Origin of the sequence: Pseudoxanthomonas sp. (genome assembly GCF_036845285.1) — a bacterium.
Classification (GTDB): Bacteria; Pseudomonadota; Gammaproteobacteria; order Xanthomonadales; family Xanthomonadaceae; genus Pseudoxanthomonas_A.
On record NZ_DAIUEE010000009.1, the window covers coordinates 77,223 to 96,784 of the forward strand.

A 19,562-nucleotide genomic window follows, 5' to 3' on the forward strand; every position below is an offset into this window, starting at 1 on the left:
CGGGCACGCCGGCCGGTGCGCCGCCGACTTACTTCGCCTGCTGACCGGCTTCCCGTGCCGCACGATCGATCGTGTCGGCGACCACCTTGGGCTGCGTCATGAAGACGGCGTGGCTGGCGGAAACCTTGGTGATGCGCGCCTCGATGCGTTCGGCCATGTGGATGAGCATCGCCTGGTCGAAGGCCTTGTCTTCGGTTGCGATCACGGCCCAGCTGGGCTTCGTGCGCCACGCCGCATTCGTCAGTGGCGTACCGAAGGCGGACATGTTGATCGGCACCTGCGAGTCGCGCAGGAAAGCGGCGTCGGCATCGCTGGTGTCGTGCGCGAAACCGGCCTTGAACTTGGCCGGGCTGATGAAACCGTAGCCATCGGCGCTGGTCTCGATCACGAACTCGGGTGTCGGCGCGAACCCTTTGTACTGCTGCGCGGTGGTTTCACCCGCGTCCGGCGCCAGCGCGGACACATAGACCAGGCCGGCCACCTTGTCGTGCACGCCGGCCTCGGTGATGACCGTGCCGCCCCAGGAGTGCCCGACCAGGATGGCAGGACCGTCCTGGCGGTCGAGCACGCGCTTCGTTGCGGCCACATCGTCGGCGAGCGAGGTCAGCGGGTTCTGCACGATCGACACGCGATAGCCGCGCGCGGTCAGGGTGTCGTAGACCGGACGCCAGCCGGCACCGTCGGCGAAGGCGCCGTGCACCAGCACGACGTTCTTCACCTGCGTGCCGTGGCCACCGGATGCGGCGTCGTGGGCCTGGGTGGCGGGCGAGAGGGTGGCCGCCAGTGCGGTCGCGAGCAATGCGGGGATCAGCTTGAACATGGTCGTGTCCTCGGGTTTGGTGGGTGTGCGGCGTTGTGGCCGGCAGGGCTACTTTGCCGCGCACCTCCGAACTATCGGCCGCATTAAGTACGGAAAACTTGATTGATCGTACATATCGTCCCGCGCCAGCAGTGCGGCGACCGGCACCCGCGCCTACCGCGCGGTGAGCCAGGCGACGGCGGCGTCGAGCACGCCCCGGCCGGCGGCCGTGCCGAGATCGAACTGGTACTCGTGCGCCAGCGGCGGTGCGTAGTCCGCTGGATAGAACACCTCCGTCACGGACACGCCTTGCCGGTGCAGCGCCTGCGCCATGGCCCTGGACTGGGGTTCCAGTGGATCGGCATTGCCCGCGCTGATGAAGGTGCGGGGGAATGCCGGCGTCAGGTGCGGTGGCAACGACATGGTCCGGAAGCGCTCGTCTTCCCGCCAGTCGCGCCGTCCGCTGTATGCCCACGCCGCGGCGTTGACGAACCATCCGGCGACGCCGCCCCCCTCTCCCATCTGGCCGAGGTCGTAGACGCCGCAGAACAGCAGCGCACCGGCGACCTGTCCGGCATCCACACCAGGGGAAATCTCCAGCAGGCGGGCATACGCCGGGTTGGTCAGCATCGCGGCCGTCTGGGCGGCGATCTGCGACCCGGCACTGTCTCCTGCCAGCACGAAACGGTCCGCGTTGATGCCCAGCTGCGTGCGGTTCGCACTCAGGTAGGCAAGTGCGCGGTTCGCCTGTCGGATCGGGGCGGGGTAGGTGGCTTCCGGCGCGATCGTGTAGTCGACGTTCACGACGGTGAAGCCACGGCCCGCGAGGATCTTGAGGTAGTTGGCGATGTCGTCGCGGCGCCCCGACACGAAGCCGCCGCCATGGAACCAGACGATGGTGGGCCGGGTCGCGTCCACGGTACGGCCACGATAGATGTCCAGCAGCGCATGGCTGTCCGCCGCGTCGTACACCAGTCCGCGGGTGACGCCGACATCGTCGGGCACCCGCGGCGCCAGGCGGGCCGCTGCTTCCTCGGCACCACGATCGAAGAGGTAGCGCGTGGCCAGCACGCTGGGCCACGGCGTGACATACACCGCACCGATGACGCCCGCCAGGACGAGCAGGAGGAGGGAGACGATGAGCTTCCGGATCATGACCCAGACTCCCTTCGAGGGTGGGCGGTAGCTTACGGCACCCTGCGGACAGGGCGGACCGCAGTCGATGCGCCTGCCGTCCGGTGCGTCGATCCTCTCCGGATCAGGACGACACCAGCGTTTGCGCCGCACCGTTGCTGGCGCCGATGTCGCCGATCGTGGCGAGGTCGATCCCCTCGATGCAGGCGAGGTTGTAGCCGTATTCGTTCGGCACGCTGCGGCGCTGGTGGTGGGTATAGATGCCGCACACGCTGCAGAACCAGTGCCTGGCGATCCTCGTGTTCCACTGGTAGAGGCTCAGCATGTCCTCGCCGCGGACGATGCGCAGCCGGTCCAGCGTGACGCCGGCCATGATCGCGCCGCGGCGGCTGCACATGGAACAGTTGCAGCGACGGATGTTCTGGTGGCCGTCGATGAGATCCACTTCGAATGCGACGGCCCTGCAGTGGCAGGTGCCCGTTACGGTGTGCATGGAACGTACCAGGTGTGGTGGCTGCGGCCTGCGACCCTAGCACGCGAAACAGGATGGGATTCCCGCGCGACCGGCATGCGACGCGCATCGTGCGTGCGCTTCCGCCCGCACGCCAGCCGATGACGGATGCGGTCGTGTCATCGCCGCCCCACGCATGGATGCATGGCCGGAAACACCGCGGCGCGCATCACCGTCCGTCTGATCGCAAGCGCCTGCATGCATTACGGCGTACGGGACATGCCGACGAACGGCGCCGGATACCGTGGATCAGCCGTGCGGCGGCTGTTCGGCAACGACGCGGATCAGCGCCGACTGGCGTTCCAGCATCCAGCGCGTGGCCCAGCCGGCACCTGCATCAAGCGAGCGCACGGCCACCTGGTCCTGGCGGACGCCCTTGCCACTGACGAGGATCTTCGCGATCCATCCCTGCCGTTCCGGCGCGATCCGCACGATCGGATGACCGTGGCAGATCAAGGTCCTGTGCCGGTCGCCGACCTCCCAGGAAAATCCTTCCGGCAGCGGGGCTGAGGTACGTGTACTCACGGCATGCTCCAGCGGGCGCGGCGTGCAGCGTCACACGCATGCCGTGCGCTTCGCGTGACGAAGCCGCGCATGCATCCCGTGGCATCGGGTTCATGCACATGATCGCCACGCGACGACAGCACGCACACGATGCTCACCCTGAAGCGCGCAGGGTGGTGCCACCTCGGCATTCGGCCGAGTCGGAGAAATTCCCATGGGCAACACCCCCAACCCGCAGACGCCGCAACCGCCGAAACGCGATCCGCAACAGGATCCGCAGGGCCAGAAAGCGCAGCAGGAAAATCCGGTCCGGAAGAACGACCAGGACCGTCAGCGCAGCCCGCAGCAGGACCAGAAACGCGAGCAGGACCAGAAGCACTGATCCGTCGGCATGTGCGTCAGAGGAGAGCCCCGCATGGGGCTCTTCTTTTTTGCAAGGGATGGAAGATCGCGTGGCGCGATGTCAGCGCCAGCTCGCCTTGCGCGACGGCGGCGGCGGCGTGGGCGTCGGATCGATGGTCGGCACCAGCAGCGACAGGCGCGCCTTGGCGAAATCGCCGCTGCCGTCGACATCCAGCTTGCCCACGGTATTCGAAGTGATCAACCCCGTATCGAGGTACACCTCTTCACCGGCAGCCACGCGGTGGCGCGGACTGCACACCTTCGACGGCACCTGCAGCACGCTGATGCCATCGCGCTGCCATTTGGTCTCCGGTACCAGCCGCCGGACGATGGAACCGTCCACCCAGACATCCACCGAATCCGATTGCACCGACCGGCACTTGCCGATCCCGACATCAAAAGCCATGCACCCTCCTACAGGGCGGTATGCGTCAACGTGAAAAGAAACCCGCGCGCTTCGAGCAATGCGCGCATGCGCCGTTCGGCCGGCACGCGATGGAACTGGCGTCCGGCCCACAGGCTGAAGCACGGACGGCCGGTGGTGTGGCCGTTGCCGGTGGAGCGCCGCGACACCGCGATGTCCGTGGACTCGCAGGCCGTGGCCCACATCACCCGCAGATCGCCGGGACCGATGGACTGTTGCGGCCCCAGGTGAAGAATGAAGACCTGGACTTGCTGGTTCGACACTTCCGCCTCCTCGGCACGCGCGTGACCGCGCTGGTCAAGCCGAGAGGGAGAAAAATCGGCCCGCGGGAGGGCGGAAGGGAACTGCCCGTCAGCGGGACAGGTATACGCCGTTGGGGCCGGGACCGCAAACGCGTGAAAGGCATCACGTCATGCGCAATGCGGTATCGCAGGCGATTCACCGCGAAAAAACGGGATCGCGCAAGCGCCAGCCCAGCCCCGACCAGCGGCTGGCATGGCGCGACAGGGCTTCGCGGATCACCGCCTCGCTGCCGGCGACGTGCAGTTCGCGGCGGGCGCGGGTGATGCCGGTGTAGACCAGTTCGCGCGAGAGCACGCGGTTGCCACGCGCGGGCAGCAGCAGCCACACCGTATCGAATTCCGATCCCTGCGCCTTGTGCACCGTCATGGCGAACGCCGACTCGTGCGCAGGCAGCGCGGCGGGATGGAACGCACGCGGCTGTGCCGGATCTTCGCCGGGGAACCACGCCACCAGCGCGCCACGGTCGTCGCGCAGGCAGATCCCGATGTCGCCGTTGAACAGGCGATGGCGATAGCTGTTCTCGGTGACGATCAGGAGTTGCCCGTGGAAATGACCGGGACCGCCACGCGGCGTACCCGCGCCCGTCTCCACCAGCAGGCGCTCGATGCGCGCATTGAGCGTGCGTGCGCCCTGCGGGCCTTCGCGCACCGCGGTGAGCAGGCGCAGCCGCGTGGACTGCGCCAGCGCATCGGCCGGCGTCGCCGCATGGGCCAGCGAGCGCCAGTGCGCGAGCAAGGCCTCGCGTTGCACGTCGAGCGGATCGGTCAGGCCTTCGTGGAAGCGCACGTTCGACAGCCTGCCACCACGCAGCAGGTCGAGCGCGGTCTCGGCATCGCCTTCGCGCACGGCGGCGGCGAGCGGTGCGAGTTGCAGCGCTTCGCTCTGGCGCCAACTGCGCTGCAGGTGCACGCGTGCGCCGGGGAACTTGGGGAGGAAAGTCGCTGGGTCCCCGCCTTCGCGGGGATGACGGGGGGAGGATTCGCCATGCAACGGGTGAGGGTCGAAGGATTCGCCGAGCAATGGGCGCAGTGCGTCCGCGTCGTCCTGCGCCAGCGTGTCGCCATCGCCCGCGGCGCCGAGGATCGCGGCCAGCACGTCGCCGGCTTCCACCGACGGCAACTGGTCGGGATCGCCCAGCAGCACCAGGCGCGTGCCGTCGGCGACGGCGTCGACCAGCTTGGCCATCAGCGGCAGGTCGATCATCGAGGCTTCGTCGACCACCACCACGTCGAACGGCAGCGGGTTGTCGCGATGGTGACGGAAGCGTGGCGAGTCGGGAATCGTGCCGAGCAAGCGATGCAGGGTCGTGCCCGTCGAGGGCAATGCAGCGAGCAGGTCGGTGTCGATGCCGGCGGCGGCCAGCGCCTGCACCGCGTGGCGCACGCTCTCCGCCATGCGTTCGGCCGCGCGTCCCGTCGGCGCCGCCAGCGCGATGCGCGGCGGCGCACGACCGGCGCGCCGTGCCTGCGCCGCCAGCAGCACCAGCAGGCGCGCGGTGGCGGTGGTCTTGCCGGTACCGGGACCGCCGGTGACCAGCAGCAGCGCATGCCGCAGTGCCAGCGCGGCGGCGCGCGCCTGGTGGTCGGCGTGCGTGGCCTGCGGGAACAACGTGGCGAACAGCGACGCCAGCGATGCGGGATCGTCGGCCGGCAGTGCGCGGCGTGCGATGCGATGCAGGCCCAGCGCCAGCGCGCGTTCGTATTCGCGGTAACGCCGCAGGTAGAGCAGGTCGCCTTCCAGCACCAGCGGCACCTGCGTATCCGCTTCATCGGTCGCATCGCGCGGCGTGCCGACCCAGCGCGAGGCAGCGAGCTGCGCGCGCCAGTCGTCGCCGTCGGGGAAGGCGATATCCGCTTCGGCGTCCAACAGCGCCTGCGGCGATGCCAGCGACACGCCCGCATGGCCCTTGGCGACCGCCAGCGACGCGAGCGCGGCGGCGGCGAGCACGCTGTCCGGGGTGTCGCGGTCGAGCCGGCGCAGGCTCTGCGCGAGCGCATGGTCCAGCGTGCGCAGATGGCCGCCCTGGTAGAGCGCATCGAGCAGGCTCATGCGGCGGCTCCCTGCGGTGCGCCGGCGAACAAGGCATCGAGCGCATGCACAAGCTCGGGCGCGAAGCGCTGCGCATGCACGCCGGGCGACGGCTGGCGCGTCAGGTCAACGCCGCGACAGAACAGGTAACGGATGCCGCCGAAATCGCGCGCATAGTCGTAGGCGTCACCGAGACGGAAGCGCAACCAGCGGTGCAGCGCCAGCGTGTAGATCAGCGCCTGCAGGTCGTATTCGCTGTGCGCCATCGCCTGCTGCATGGCCGCGGCGTCATAGGCGGGCAGCTGGTTGGACTTGTAGTCGAGCACGTACCAGCGCCCGTCGTGCGCGTAGGTCAGGTCGATCAGGCCGGTCATCAGGCCTTCCAGCCGCGGCCGCGCGCCGAAGGCCGTGCGATGGCGCAGCACGCCGTGGCGATGCAGCAGCGCGAGCAGGGCCGGCACGCCGGTGGGCTGCATGGCGAAGTGGAATTCGATTTCGGCGCGGCGCCATTCCGTGGGCAGGTCCGCGAGACGCACGCCCTCGGGCAGGGTGGTACCCAGCGTGTGGCCGACCAGCGGCACCAGCACCTCCAGGCCATCGGCGATTTCGGCCTCCGCATACCCGCCTTCGCGCAAGGCGTCGGCGATGACGAGGTCCTGCCCCGTGGGTGCGGCATCGCCCGGTTGCCAGTGGCGCCATGAAGCGAAGTCGGCGTGCTCCAGCGCGCCGTGCATGACCACGCCGAAACGGCTGCCGGCGAAGCGCGGATCGACCAGGGCAGGCGCGGCGGCATCGCGTGGCGCCTCGTCGAGGTCCGATGCCGGTGCTTCATCTTCGCCACCGGGATCGGCCTGCGTGGCCGCGGCCAGCGGATCGGCACCGCCGTCCGCATGCGCCAGCTGGGTGAAGCTGTAGACCCACCAGTCCGGCGCGATGCGGCGCGCGGCGATGCGCGCGGGCGCCACGACCGTCTCACGCTCGGGCGGCAGGCGCGGCGGCGGCGGTTCGGCCGGGCCTTCGACGATGCGCACGTCGGCATGCGCGCCAAGCAGGGCGAGGTCGACGATCAGCGGCGCAAGGCGGCTTTTGGCGAGATCGGCGACGTCGCCGGCGGCGATCCACAGCGCATGCTCCGCGCGGGTCAGGCCGACGTAGAGCAGGCGCGCGTCCTCGGCGACCGACTCGCGGCGCGCGGCGTCACCGGCGGCTTTCCACGCGGGATCGTCCTTGTCGAGCTTCCATTGCAGGACGCGCTGGGCGCCGTCGTGCACCACGCGATAACGGCCGCTGTCGGGACGCGAGGTCCCCAGGCCGGCGAACGGCAGATAGACCAGCGGATATTCCAGTCCCTTGCTCTTGTGCAGGGTGACGATCTGCACGCGCAGCGCATCGGATTCCAGACGCAGCAGCTGCATCTCGTCGTCCGCATCGGCGTCGGCCATGCGGGCCTGCAGCCAGTCCAGCAACCCGTGCAGGCCGAGCGTGCGCGCCGCGGCTTCCTGCAGCTGCTCGCCGAGTTGCAGGTAGTTGGTCAGGCGGCGCTCGCCGTCGAGCAGGCCGAGCAGGCGTTCGGCCTGCGCCGCGCACAGCTCGGACACCAGCGCGAACGGGCCGCCGCGCTGCCAGCGTTCGCGCCACTGCAGCAGGCGCAGCTGGTGCAGGCGTTGCGCCTCGCCGTCTTCGTCCAGCGCAGCGAGCGCGGCCGCGTCTTCGCCCAGCAGCACGGTGGCGAGCGCGGTGCGCAGGCGGCCATGGTCGGCCGGATGCAGCAGCGCCAGCAGCAGCGCGCGCAGCTCGGTGGCTTCGGTGCTGGCGAACAGGCTCTGCTTGCCGGCCGCCACCGCAGGCACGCCGGCGCGGGCGAGTGCCTGCTGCACGCGGGTGGCCTCCTTGTGGTTGCGCACCAGCACGGCAATGTCGCCGGGACGCACGGGCCGGCCGTCGATGCGTGCATGTCCGGCGCGCGCATCGGCGAGCACGCGCTGGATGTCGGCGACGCAGGCGGCGGTGGCGGCTTCGCGCGACCGGTCGGCATCGAACGCGCCGCCGGCTTCGTTGCGCAACAGGCGCAAGGTCAGTGCGGGTGCGGCGCGGTCGCCGTGGCGGTAGTCGTCGTCGGTGCGCTTGCCGCCGGGTTCGACCGGTTCGAAGCGGATGTCGGGATGCGCGAAGGCCTCCTGACCCGCCGCGTCCGCACCGTCGTAGAGCGCGCGCACCGCGCGCAGCACGGCTGGGCGCGAGCGGAAGTTGTGCGCCAGCCGCGGCGCTTCGTCCGCTGCGCGCCGCGCGAGCAGATAGGTCGCGACATCGCCACCGCGGAAGCCGTAGATGGCCTGCTTGGGATCGCCGATCAGGAACAGCGCGGGCGTCTCGCCCAGCGCGCGGACCTCGTCGGAATCGCCGAACACGCGCGCGAAGATCCGCCACTGGCGCTCGTCGGTGTCCTGGAATTCGTCCACCAGCGCGACGCGGTACTGCGCACGCAGGGCGGCGACCAGCGCCTGCCGCTGCGGGCCATCGAGCGCGACGGCGACGCGTTCGATCAGGTCGTCGTAGGTCTGTACACGCCGCGTGCGCTTCAGGTCGTCGAGCCGGCGGCGCGCATCGTCGCGCAGGCGGTGCAGCAGCAGGATCGACTGGCTGCGTCGCCATTGCGTGTAGCGCTCGTGGGCAGCCGCGTAGTCCGCGATCAGGGGCTGCAACGGCGAGAGCGGCGTCTTTCCTGCGTAATCCTTCTTGGTGCCCTTCGTCAGTGCGTCCAGCGTCAGCTTGACCAGCTTGTCCTGCATGGGGACGTCGAGCGCAGGATGCTGCACCCATGCCATCAGCTGACGATGCAGCAGCGACAGCCAGTCCGATTTGTAGGAGATCTTGTTGAGCATGCCTCCGTCCGCGGCCGTGAGCAGTGCCGTGAAGTACGCATCGCCTTCTGCTGACATGCCTTCCGCGAGACGTGTTCGTGCATCGGCCAGCAGCGACACAACGTCATCGCCCGCCGTGGGCGGTGGTGCAGGCGGCAGCAGCGGCAGCGGACCGCACAGCGCGGGCAGATCGTCGGCCAGCGCGTCGGGGCCGCTCCACAGGGCGGTCAATGCGCCGACCGTCGCCGGATCGGCCGCGTACGTGCGCCACAGGTCCGCCGCGAGATCCGCATGCAGCGCGCGCGTGTTGCCGAGCAGGTCGCTGGCCTCGAAGCCCTGCCCTGCATCGAGCGCATGCTCGCGCAGCACGCGCGCGCAGAAGCCATGGATGGTGAAGATGGCGGCGAGATCGGTTTCCTCGGCGGCGGTACGCAGGCGGCGTGCCAGTTGCGTCGGCGTTTCCGCGCCAGCCGCGAGATGACGATCGATGACGAAGCGCGTCAGCGCGACCTCGTGCTGCTCGTCGTCGCGCGGCGGCGTACCGACCAGGTCGGCGGCCATTGCCAGCCGTTCCCGGATGCGCTTGCGCAGCTCCTGGGTGGCGGCCTCGGTATAGGTCACCGCCAGCACCTCGCCCATGCGCAGGCGCTGCTCGACGATCAGGCGCGTGAACAGCGTGGCCAGCGTGTAGGTCTTGCCGGTGCCTGCGCTGGCCTCGATCAGCTGCACGCCGTCGAGTGCGCGCGTCAGGTAAGGCTCGCAGGCGGGATCGAAGGCGTTCATGCGGCGTCCTCCGCGGATGCGCCACGCAGCGCGCCGTAGACACGCAGACTGGTATCGATGAAGTCCGCCATGCCGTCGGCATCGGCGAGCGGATCGCGACCGCGGAACGCGAGCTGGATCGCCTCGCCCGTGCTTTCGCCCCAGCGGTAGTCGCCCGGATACCAGGCGTCGCGCGCCGCGGCCTCGCGCAGTGCGGGTTCGGCGGCATGGATGGCCCACCCCGTCGCCGGGGCGAACGGCAGCGGCGCGCGCAGGCCGTCGCGGCGCAACGCCAGCAGCATGCGCAACGCGTCCTGTGCGTCCGCAACCGACCGCGCAGGCGTGACGTAGGCGCGAATGCCCTCGTCGCCATCGTGGATCTGCACCAGCGGGATCGACAGCCCCGCCGCATTGAGCAGCAGCGCGTCCAGGCCGTGTCGGATGACGGCCGGTCCGTTGAGTGTGCCGATCTGCACGCGTGCCAGGCCATGCGGATAGACATCGGCGATGCGGCCGTGCACGCGCACGCCGTCGATCACCGCCTCGATGCGCGGCGCGCCGAGGTCGTCGGCCGCGACCAGGCCGCGCCATTCCACATGCGCGCGCCACTGTGGCTGCAGGCGTGCGACCTGTTCGGCTTCGTGCACCAGCAGCATCAGGCGGCGCAGCTCGGCGTCCGGCCCCGGTGCACGCCCGTTGCCCCGTTGCCACGGGAACAGCTGCTGTTCCGCCAGCCTCGCGCGCAGCGTGTCGGCGTGGATGGTCTCACCGGCCAGCACGGCGGCGAGCACGGCCTGGCCATCCGGTTCGCTCAGCGCGTCATGCTGCCGATGGCGGCGGTCGTGGCTGATCCAGTCGGCGAAGGCCTGCGCATACGGCTCCACCTCGGCGAATACCTGTTCTGCGGCGTGTTCGCCCAGCGGCCCGGTCGGCACCTGGCCGCGCGCGCGCAGGCGCGTGTAGAGCGCGGACGGCGTGCGTGCCTCCTGCGGACGCGCGACGTCGAGCAGCCAGTCGAACACCTCGCGCCGCAGCCGTGCGCGTTCGCGCCCGCGGATCGGCGCGACCAGCGGCTCGGTGTCTTCAGCGACATCGATCGGGTCGGGCAGCCGCAGGCCGAGGCGGTGCGCGAGGAAGGCGCCGGCCGGATCGAGCAGGAAGCGTCGCAACGTGTCGAGCGGCAGGTCGTGTTCGTCTTCGGGTGCAGGCAACGGCCCGTCGACCCATGGCGTCGACGCGCCACGCGCGGCATCCACGCGATCGGCTGCGGGACGCCAGGCGGCGCGGTAGCTGAAGCGGCGCGGTTCCTCGGCGCTGCCGAACGCGGCCGGCGCGAACGGCTGCAACGTATGGCGGACGACGAGCTTCGCCTTCGCTGCCGGATCGGCGTGGTAGCGCGCCGCGACATCGAGCAGTTCGCTGACCAGCACCGACGGTTCGCGCACGCTGCCGTCGCGCGGATCGGCGCCGAGGTAGCTGACGTAGAACACGTCCTGCGCGGCGGCGAACAGCTGCAGGAACAGGAAGCGGTCGTCCTCGCGCGTGGAGCGGTCGCCTGGCTTCCGCTTGCCGGCGTGCAGTTCCGCAGTGAGCTTGTTGAGGCCGGCCGCAGGATCGCGGCGCGGGAAGTCGCCGTCGTTCATGCCGAGCAGGCAGATGGCGCGGAACGGCAGCAGGCGCATCGGCACCATGCGGCCCACGCTGATGCCGCCGGTGAGCAGCGGCGCGCGCGTGTCGGCCTGCGAAAGCTGGTCGCTGAAATGCGCACGCACGACCTCGGGCGGCACGACGCCGGCGTAGCCCGCCGTCTCCGCATCGCGGGCGAAGCGGTCGATCAAGGTGCGCAGGCGCTCCAGCGTGCGTTGCGCGCGCGGTGCGCTCGGCTGTTCCGGCAGCAGCGCGGCGATCAGGTGCAGCAGGCGCTCGCGCCAGCGCGCGGGCGTCGCCGCCTCGCCGAGCACGCGGCGCTGGCGGGCGAGCTCGCGCAACAGCCGCACCAGCGTGTCGAGCGCAGCGAGCGCACCGCCCTCCAGTTCCGGCCACGGTGCGACCCCGGCGATGGCGTCGTCGGTACCGCTGGCGTGGCCCAGCAGCAGGCGGTCGAGCGCGAACTGCCAGGTGTAGGCGTCGTCGGCCGGCGCATCGGATGCCGCGCGATGATTCGCATCCAGCCCCCATCGCGCGCCGGCCTCGCGCAGCCAGCCATGCAGGCGGTCGATGGCATCGGTGTCGAGGCCGGCGGCTTCCGCCACCGGCGCGCTGGCCAGCAGGTCCAGCACCTCGTCCAGGCCGAAGCGCGACAGCGGCAGGTCGAGCAGGCGCAGGAACACCTCGGCCAGCGGCTCGTTCGCCAGCGGACTGGTATCTGCCAGCGCCCACGGCAGCGCGTCGTCGTGGCCGCTGCCGCCGAACACCGCATCGAGGTAGGGCACGTAGGGATCGATGTCGGGCGCGAGCACCGCGATGTCGCGCGGCTGCAGCGGCGGATCGAAGCGCGGGTCTTCCAGCAGCGCACGCAGCTGGTCGTGCAGCACCTGCAGTTCGCGCAGGCGCGTGTGGCAGGCGTGCACCTGCAGGCTGGGATCGGCCAGGTCCGGCGTGGAGCGCGAGGGCGGCGATGCCGGCGCACGGCGATGGAACAGGTCCGATTGCAGCCGGTGCAGCAGCGTGTCCGGGCCGTCGGCGGCGAGCGGATCGGCGTAGACGTCGATCTCGGCGCGCGGATGCACCACCTCGTAATCGCCCAGCAGCGCCATGAAGTCGCGCCCGGCCGCGCCCCACGCCTGCAGCAGCGGGTTTTCCTGCACATCGTCGGCGAACAGCTCGGCCTCGCCTTCGCGGCGACGCTCGCGCAACGTCTGCAGGTCGCCCCAGTAACCGCGTGCCGGCGTCGGCAGGTAGAAATGCAGCGTGCCAACGCGCGCCTGCGTGGCCAGCACGCGCAGCACGTCGGGCGAGATGTTCAGCGTGGCGAAGACGAGCAGGCGCTTCGGCAATCCCTGCGGCAGCGGGCCGTCGTCGCGGCCGAAGCGCGCGAGGTAGGCGTCGATGCGGCGGGCGCGATAGTCGCGGCCGGCGGCGACGGCACGCCACAGCCGCGCCTGCGGATCGTCGCGGTCGGCGCCCGCTTCCCAGCGCAGCAGCCAGTCGCGGCGCCACGCCTGGTATTTCTCGTACACGCCGGCCAGTTCGCCGGCCAGCTGCCAGGGCTTCAGCGGATCGCCATCGGCCAGCCAGCCGTCGAGCGCGGCCAGCGCGGGATCGCGGCGCAGCGCCGGTTCGTCGAGCGCGGCGTACAGGCGCCACTGCAGCGAGGCGGCATCGAGGTCGTCGTCGCCGGCCGGCCCGAGGTTGGTATCGAGCGCGCGGGCGACGAATTCGCCGGGGGTGAGGAATTCCAGGTTCGCGGCGATGCCGTACTCGGCGGCCAGCGTGGCCTGCAGCCAGCGGCGCATCGCCACCTGCGGAATCAGCACCACCTCCGGCGCCAGCGGCGATTGTCCCGGCATGGGCCGCTTCAACTCGTCGGCCAGCAGGGCCGCCAGCAGCCCCAGCACGTTGGACGGATAGAGGCGGAAGTCGGGCGTGGCGGACGTTGTCATCGTTGTCCCCATTGTGCCGGATGACGGTCGCAGCACCCGAGACGCCACGGTTTGGGCCACAGCATCCCGCACGAATCGCGCATGTGGATACGGCATGGGCGCGACATGGGTGCCACAATAATCAAACTGCGCGGTACGGTTTATGTTCAGCCGCTGGCCGCGAAGCTACGCCGTTGTTTTTCCGTTAACCCTCCTGCTGGTCCGCCGACGACGCCCATGACGCCTGCCGACGCCCCTGCCGTGCATCTGTCCGGACTCCGCCTCGATCGCGGTGGCCGCACGATCCTGCGCGGCATCGACCTGACCGTGCCCCGCGGCAGCATCGCCGCCGTGCTCGGCCCGTCCGGCAGCGGCAAGTCGACGATGCTCGCCGCGCTGACCGGCGAGCTGCCGCCCGCAGCGGGCACGGTGGAGGTGTTCGGCCAGCCCGTACCGCACCGCAGCCGCGCGCTGCTGGAGATGCGCAAGGGCATCGGCGTGCTGCTGCAGGGCAACGGCCTGCTGACCGACCTGACGGTGGCGGAAAACGTCGCGCTGCCGCTGCGCACGCATACGACGTTGCCGGATGCACTGATCCGCCGGCTGGTGGAATTCAAGTTGAATGCGGTCGGCCTGCGCGCCGCCGCCGATGCCTATCCGCGCGAGTTGTCCGGCGGCATGGCGCGCCGCGTGGCACTGGCCCGCGCGCTGGCGCTGGACCCGCCGCTGATGATCTACGACGAGCCGCTGACCGGGCTGGATCCGATCGCCTCGGGCGTGATCATGAGCCTGATCCAGCGCCTCAACGACACGCTGGGGCTGACCAGCATCATCGTGACCCACCACGTGCACGAGACGCTGCCGATCGCCGACCAGGCGATCGTGATCGCCAACGGTGGCCTGGTGTTTTCCGGCACGCCGGCGGAACTGGAAGCCTCGTCGGATCCGCTGGTGCAGCAGTTCCTGCGCGGCGAGCCGGACGGCCCGATCGCGTTCGACACGGTCAAACGCGGGGAGGCAGCGTGATGGGATATCCCGAAGCACTCCCGATGCGCCCCCTCCCCTGCGAAGCGGGGGAGGGCTGGGGTGGGGGCAAAGCAGTTGAGCCAAGTGCCGGATTCGCCCCCATCCGCCCTTCGGGCACCTTCCCCCGCAAGCAGGGGAAGGGCGCGCCGCACCGGGAGGAGGCCGCCTGATGCCTTTCGTTGCCGCCATCCGCTCGCTCGGCCGTGCCGGCCTGTTCTCGCTGTCGGTGCTGCGCGCCTCCACGCCGACCCGCGACTTCTTCGCCGAACTGACCCGCGAGATCTACAAGATCGGTGGGCGCTCGCTGCCGATCATCGCCGTGGGCGGGGCGTTCGTGGGCCTGGTGCTGACGCTGCAGGGCTACCGCACGCTGACCACGTTCGGCGCCAGCGATGCGCTGTCCACGCTGCTCGGCCTGTCGCTGTACCGCGAACTCGGCCCGGTGCTGACCGCGCTGCTGTTCATCGGCCGCGCCGGCAGCTCCATCGCCGCCGAGCTGGGCCTGATGCGCGCCACCGACCAGATCAAGGCGCTGGAACTGATGGCCATCGACCCGGTCGCCAAGGCCGTGGCGCCGCGCTTCTGGGCGGCGGTGCTGACGGTGCCGCTGCTGACCGGCTTCTTCTGCTCGCTGGCGATCAGTGCCAGCTACTTCGAAGCCGTGCACGTGCTCGGCCTCGACAACGGCACGTTCTGGTCGGCGCTGCAGAACAGCGTCGATTTCTGGGACGACTTCGGCGTGGCGCTGCTGAAGTCGGCCGTATTCGGCGGCACCGCCGCGCTGGTCGCGGCCTACGTGGGCTTCCACGCCGAGCCGACCATCGAAGGTACCTCGGTGGCCACCACCCGCGCGGTGGTGAACGCCTCGCTGCTGGTGCTCATGTTCAATTTCGTCATGTCTGCATTGCTGTTCAGGAGCTGACCCATGTCCATCCGTGGACCCCGCCTCGAATTCGCCGTCGGCGCCTTCCTGCTGCTGGCCCTGGCCTCGCTGCTGGTGCTGGCGCTGGCCTCCACCAACAAGCGCTTCGGCGTGGGCGGCGGCAGCTACGAGCTGACCGCACGCTTCTCCAACCTGGGCCAGCTGCGCAAGCAGGCGCCGGTGAAGATCGGCGGCGTGGTGATCGGCCAGGTGGCCGACATCCGGCTGGACCCGGTCAAGTTCGACTCGCTGGTCACGCTGTCCATCGACAGCCAGTACAAGGACCTGCCGGCCGACACCGCCGCCGGCATCTTCACCAGCGGCCTGCTGGGCGAGAACTACATTGGCCTGTCGCCGGGCGGTGACCCGGAGGTGCTGAAGCCGGGCGAGGAGATCGCCTTCACCCAGCCCGCCGTGGATCTGCTGCAGCTGGCCGGCAAGTACATGTTCAGCGGTGGCGCCAACAATGCCGGTGCAGGCTCCGGGGAGACCCCGGCCAGCGGCGAGACCGCCGCTCCCCCCGCTAAGGAAGAACCCACACCATGAAGACCCTGATCAAGCCCTCCCTGCTGTCCGTCGTGCTGTCGGCCGCGCTGCTGGCGTCCGCGCCGGTCGCCGTGTTCGCGCAGGCCGCGGCACCGGCCGCCGCCGCGAAGCAGAACAGCGCCAGCCAGGTCGTGCTGGGCAGCAGCACGCGCATCCTGACCACGCTCGACCAGCGCCGTGCCGAGTTCAAGTCGAATCCGGCGGCGCTGCGCCAGTTCGTCACCAGCGAGTTCAACACCCTGTTCGACGGCGATTACGCCGCTCGCTTGGTGCTGGGCGTGCATGGTCGGGGCGCCTCCGACGCCGACGTGAAGCTGTTCGGCCAGGCCCTGACCGAGCGCCTGTTGTCCGCGTACGGCGCGCGCCTGGCGGATTTCAACGCGCGCCTGAAGGTGCGGGTGAAGTCCGAGTCGCCGCTGCCCGGTGGCCGCGGTGTGAAGGTCGACACCGAATTCGTGCAGACCGACCAGACCGTCACCCCGATCACCTTCTACGCACGCAATGTGGGCGGCCAGTGGAAAGTGTTCGACGTGCTGCCGGAAGGCGTGTCCTTCGTGCAGACCTTCAAGACCCAGTTCGACACGCCGCTGCGGCAGAAGTCCATCGCACAGGTGGCGGCGGACCTGAAGTCCGGCAAGCTGCAGGTCAACGGCAGTGCCGGCGGCAACTGACGCCAGCATCCGTCGGGATGGCGACGCGCTCGTGTTCACGGGCGCGCTCGACCGTGCGGCGGCCGCCACGCTGTGGCCGCAGGCTTCGGCGCAGCTGGCGGGTGCGCAACGCATCGTCCTGACCCATGTCACTACCGTCGACAGCGCCGGGCTGGCACTGTTGGCCGAACTGGCCGCGCGCCTGCGCGCCGGCGGTACCGCTCCCCGCTTCGAAGGACAGCCCCCGGGTCTCGCCGATCTGCAGGCTGCCTACCGTTTGACACCGGAACTGGATTTTCCGGCGTAACCCCACCCCGCAGTTTCCAGGAATCAGGATGAATCTGTTCCGCCTCAGCACCGTGGTCCTGCTGGCCGCCCTGGCGACGGCGTGCGCGTCCGCACCCGCGCCGTCGACGCACGCGCCGACCGATGCGGTGGTGATCGACGGCACCGTCGCCGCCCCGCTACCGCCGGAGCCGCCGATCGATCCGGCCACCATCGACGCGCCGCTGCCGCCGTCGGCGGCGCAAAGCGGCGCGGTCTCGGCGGCGGAGGACGACTTCGCCGAGATCTACGGCGGCGGCGTCTACGACCCGGTCGCCGATCCGACCCTGCCCGCACCCGCGCAGGCGCCGGTGTCCTACGACCCGTGGGAGAAGTTCAACCGCAAGGTGCACGCCTTCAACAATGCGGTCGACCGCACGGTGGCGCGACCGCTGGCGCTCGCCTACGTCGCGGCCGTGCCACGGCCTGTGCGGTTGGGTGTCGGCAACTTCTTCGACAACCTGCGCCAGCCGCTGACGATGGTGAACCAGCTGCTGCAGGGGCGTCCGCGCGACGCCACGCAGACGTTCGGCCGCTTCGTGCTGAACTCGACGGTCGGCATCGGTGGCATCTTCGATCCCGCCAGCGAGCTGAAGATGAAGCGCCGCAGCGAGGATTTCGGACAGACGCTCGGCACCTGGGGCTGGAAGCGCTCGCGCTACGTGGAGTTGCCGTTCTTCGGCCCGCGCACCGTGCGCGACGTGCTCGGCCTGGCCGGCGACATGCCGCTCAGTCCCACACGTTACGTGGAAGACGACAAGACCCGCATCTTCCTGCAGGGCCTGAACCTGGTGGACACGCGCGCGCAACTGCTGTCGCTGGACAGCCTGCGCGAAGGTGCGGTGGACGACTACGCGCTAGTCCGCGATTCGTGGCTGCAGCGCCGCAACTACCAGATTGAAAGCCATCGCTCGCAGAAGCAGACCGAAGAGGAACTGCCGGAGTACCTGCAGGACGAGAACACCCCGACGGTGCCGGCCGATGCCATGCCGATGCCGGAGATCAGCGGCGGCGGTTGAAGCGGGATTGGCGATGCGATGAACGAAAACGGCGCCTCAGGGCGCCGTCTTCTTTTTGCGGTTCCCCTCTCCCTGCGCAGCAGGGAGTGGATGCCGAAGGCGGGTGAGGGGCGAGCGGGGAGGGAAAGATTCTGCGCACGCAGGAAGACCGCGCCTGCCCCCTCCTACGCCCTCCTGGCACCTTCTACCCCGCACGCGGGGAGAAGGCTGATCCTCTGCCCTCATTCCGCCTCGTCGCCACCCAGCAGCTTCTGGGTTTCCTCGCCGGGCAGCGCTTCGACGCCGCGCAGCTGGCGCTCGATCGCACGCGTACGCACGCCGGCCTGCTTGATGCTGTTCTGCACCGTGTCCAGCTGGCTGTTCGCTTTCTCCAGCACGGTGGCGAACTTGCCGAACTCGGTCTTCACCGCACCCAGCAGCACCCGCACCTCGCTGGAGCGTTTCTCGATGGCCAGCGTGCGGAAGCCCATCTGCAGGCTGTTGAGCAGTGCCGCCAGCGTGGTCGGACCCGCGACGACGATGCGGTGGTCGCGCTGCAGCGCATCGACCAGGCCGGGACGGCGGATGGTTTCCGCATAGAGGCCCTCGGTGGCGAGGAACAGCACCGCGAAGTCGGTGGTGTGCGGTGGCACCACGTACTTCTCGTTGATCGACTTCGCCTGCACCTTGATCGCGCGCTCCAGCTGCGTGGCGGCGATTCGCATCGCGTCGGTATCGCCGCGTTCCTGCGCGTCGATCAGCCGTTCGTAGTCTTCGCGCGGGAACTTGGCGTCGATCGGCAGCCACACCGGCACGTCGTCGTCCTGGCGGCCGGGCAGGCGGATGGCGAAATCCACCGCTTCGTTGCTGTCCGGGCGCACCTTCACGCTGCGCGCGAACTGCTCGGCCGTGAGCACCTGTTCCAGCAGGTTCTCCAGCTGCACTTCACCCCAGCCACCGCGGTCCTTGACGTTGGTCAGCACGCGCTTGAGGTCGCCGACGCCGGTGGCGAGCTGCTGCATTTCGCCCAGCCCCCGCTGTACTGCTTCCAGCCGCTCCGATACGAGCGAGAACGACGCGTCCAGCCGTTGGGTCAAGGTGGCTTGCAGCTTCTCGTCCACCGTCGCGCGCATCTGCTCCAGCTTCTGCGCATTGTCGGCCTGCAGTTCCTTCAGCCGACCTTCCAGCGTGGCGCGCATTTCGCCGATGCGCTGCTCGTTGCGCTGGGTCAGTTCGTTGAGCCGCTGGCCAAGCGCGTCGGCGAAGCGCTGTTGCGACTCGGACGCGTCCAGTCGGCCCTTGCGCGCGTCCTCGCTCAAGGTGTCGCGCAACACGTCCAGGCGCTGGTCGGTGCGCGTGCTCAGGTCGGCGAGGCTGCGGGCGAAGCCGTCGATGCGCACTTCCTGCGCGCGCGACAAGCCTTCCAGCTGGTCGCGCAGTTCGCCGCGGCCCTCGCGCTGCTCATCGCGCAGCGCGCGCTCAAGCAGGTCGCCGATGCGCGCTTCCGGTCGGCGCAGCACCAGCACCGCCAGCAGCACGACGGCCACGGCGACAAGGGCGAGCAGGACAAGGAGGAGGGTCTGGGAATCCATGTGCACAGTGTAGCCGTTGGCGTCTCAGCGCCTGCGCCGGCCGCGCGGCGTCACGGCTGCGGACCGGTGCGTTCGGACGAGGAACTGGACGTGTTGTTCGGCCTCCAGGACGTACACCGCCGCCCGCAAGTCTTCGCCCCCGCGCGGCGGTCGTCTCTCCAGGCCGGGTGCTTCCCCGCGTGGTGCGGCGCCGAT

At 69.9% G+C, this 19,562-nt stretch carries 16 protein-coding genes and 1 pseudogene; 7 read left to right on the plus strand and 10 right to left on the minus strand.

All coding sequences use genetic code 11. From position 1 onward, the window contains the following. Positions 1-28: 28 nt before the first annotated feature. From V7060_RS12340 to V7060_RS12355, 4 genes are all read right to left on the minus strand, one after another. On the minus strand, positions 29-820 hold the full coding sequence (locus V7060_RS12340; protein ID WP_334179543.1) for an alpha/beta hydrolase: 792 nt from the start codon (positions 818-820) through the stop codon (positions 29-31). A gap of 153 nt (positions 821-973) precedes the next feature. Then, positions 974-1,954: an alpha/beta hydrolase gene (locus V7060_RS12345; RefSeq protein WP_334179544.1), complete on the minus strand. Its 981-nt coding sequence runs from the start codon at positions 1,952-1,954 to the stop codon at positions 974-976. A 103-nt stretch (positions 1,955-2,057) separates the two neighbouring features. Beyond that, complete coding sequence (locus V7060_RS12350; protein ID WP_334179545.1) at positions 2,058-2,426, minus strand: GFA family protein; 369 nt, start codon at positions 2,424-2,426, stop codon at positions 2,058-2,060. 267 nt (positions 2,427-2,693) lie between these two features. Continuing rightward, the gene (locus tag V7060_RS12355; RefSeq protein ID WP_334179546.1) at positions 2,694-2,969 is read right to left on the minus strand and encodes a hypothetical protein; all 276 of its coding nucleotides are present in this window, start codon (positions 2,967-2,969) and stop codon (positions 2,694-2,696) included. A 193-nt stretch (positions 2,970-3,162) separates the two neighbouring features. Between V7060_RS12355 and V7060_RS12360 the strand changes: the two genes are divergently transcribed. Beyond that, positions 3,163-3,330: a hypothetical protein gene (locus V7060_RS12360; protein ID WP_334179547.1), complete on the plus strand. Its 168-nt coding sequence runs from the start codon at positions 3,163-3,165 to the stop codon at positions 3,328-3,330. A gap of 81 nt (positions 3,331-3,411) precedes the next feature. Here the strand turns inward: V7060_RS12360 and V7060_RS12365 are convergent, their stop codons facing one another. From V7060_RS12365 to recC, 5 genes and pseudogenes are all read right to left on the minus strand, one after another. Next, complete coding sequence (locus tag V7060_RS12365) at positions 3,412-3,756, minus strand: hypothetical protein (protein ID WP_334179548.1); 345 nt, start codon at positions 3,754-3,756, stop codon at positions 3,412-3,414. 8 nt (positions 3,757-3,764) lie between these two features. Further along, entirely contained in the window at positions 3,765-4,037 is a 273-nt protein-coding gene (locus tag V7060_RS12370) for a hypothetical protein (protein WP_334179549.1), read from the minus strand. Between the two features lie 175 nt (positions 4,038-4,212). Beyond that, positions 4,213-6,126 (minus strand): exodeoxyribonuclease V subunit alpha, encoded by a 1,914-nt coding sequence (gene recD / locus V7060_RS12375; protein ID WP_334179550.1) that lies wholly within the window; start codon positions 6,124-6,126, stop codon positions 4,213-4,215. Next, on the minus strand, positions 6,123-9,749 hold the full coding sequence (locus V7060_RS12380; RefSeq protein ID WP_334179551.1) for an exodeoxyribonuclease V subunit beta: 3,627 nt from the start codon (positions 9,747-9,749) through the stop codon (positions 6,123-6,125). Before V7060_RS12380 ends, recD begins: the two co-directional genes overlap by 4 nt. A 212-nt stretch (positions 9,750-9,961) precedes the next feature. Next, a pseudogene (gene recC, locus V7060_RS12385) lies at positions 9,962-13,330 on the minus strand (exodeoxyribonuclease V subunit gamma); the annotation flags it as partial. Positions 13,331-13,546: 216 nt separating this feature from the next. Between recC and V7060_RS12390 the strand changes: the two are divergent. From V7060_RS12390 to V7060_RS12415, 6 genes are all read left to right on the plus strand, one after another. Beyond that, the gene (locus tag V7060_RS12390; RefSeq protein ID WP_334179552.1) at positions 13,547-14,335 is read left to right on the plus strand and encodes an ATP-binding cassette domain-containing protein; all 789 of its coding nucleotides are present in this window, start codon (positions 13,547-13,549) and stop codon (positions 14,333-14,335) included. 169 nt (positions 14,336-14,504) lie between these two features. Beyond that, positions 14,505-15,257 carry an MlaE family lipid ABC transporter permease subunit gene (locus V7060_RS12395; RefSeq protein ID WP_334179553.1) on the plus strand — a complete coding sequence of 251 codons (753 nt, stop codon included), beginning with the start codon at positions 14,505-14,507 and terminating at the stop codon, positions 15,255-15,257. Between the two features lie 3 nt (positions 15,258-15,260). Beyond that, positions 15,261-15,803, plus strand: a complete 543-nt coding sequence (mlaD, locus tag V7060_RS12400; RefSeq protein ID WP_334179554.1) for an outer membrane lipid asymmetry maintenance protein MlaD — start codon at positions 15,261-15,263, stop codon at positions 15,801-15,803. Between the two features lie 8 nt (positions 15,804-15,811). After that, complete coding sequence (locus tag V7060_RS12405; protein WP_334179616.1) at positions 15,812-16,474, plus strand: ABC transporter substrate-binding protein; 663 nt, start codon at positions 15,812-15,814, stop codon at positions 16,472-16,474. After that, positions 16,458-16,760 carry an STAS domain-containing protein gene (locus tag V7060_RS12410; protein ID WP_334179555.1) on the plus strand — a complete coding sequence of 101 codons (303 nt, stop codon included), beginning with the start codon at positions 16,458-16,460 and terminating at the stop codon, positions 16,758-16,760. Before V7060_RS12405 ends, V7060_RS12410 begins: the two co-directional genes overlap by 17 nt. A gap of 28 nt (positions 16,761-16,788) precedes the next feature. Further along, positions 16,789-17,796, plus strand: a complete 1,008-nt coding sequence (locus V7060_RS12415; RefSeq protein ID WP_334179556.1) for an MlaA family lipoprotein — start codon at positions 16,789-16,791, stop codon at positions 17,794-17,796. Positions 17,797-18,017: 221 nt separating this feature from the next. Here the strand turns inward: V7060_RS12415 and rmuC are convergent, their stop codons facing one another. Further along, a complete protein-coding gene (gene rmuC / locus V7060_RS12420) occupies positions 18,018-19,367 on the minus strand; it encodes a DNA recombination protein RmuC (RefSeq protein ID WP_334179557.1) in 1,350 nt (449 codons plus the stop codon). Positions 19,368-19,562 lie beyond the last annotated feature (195 nt).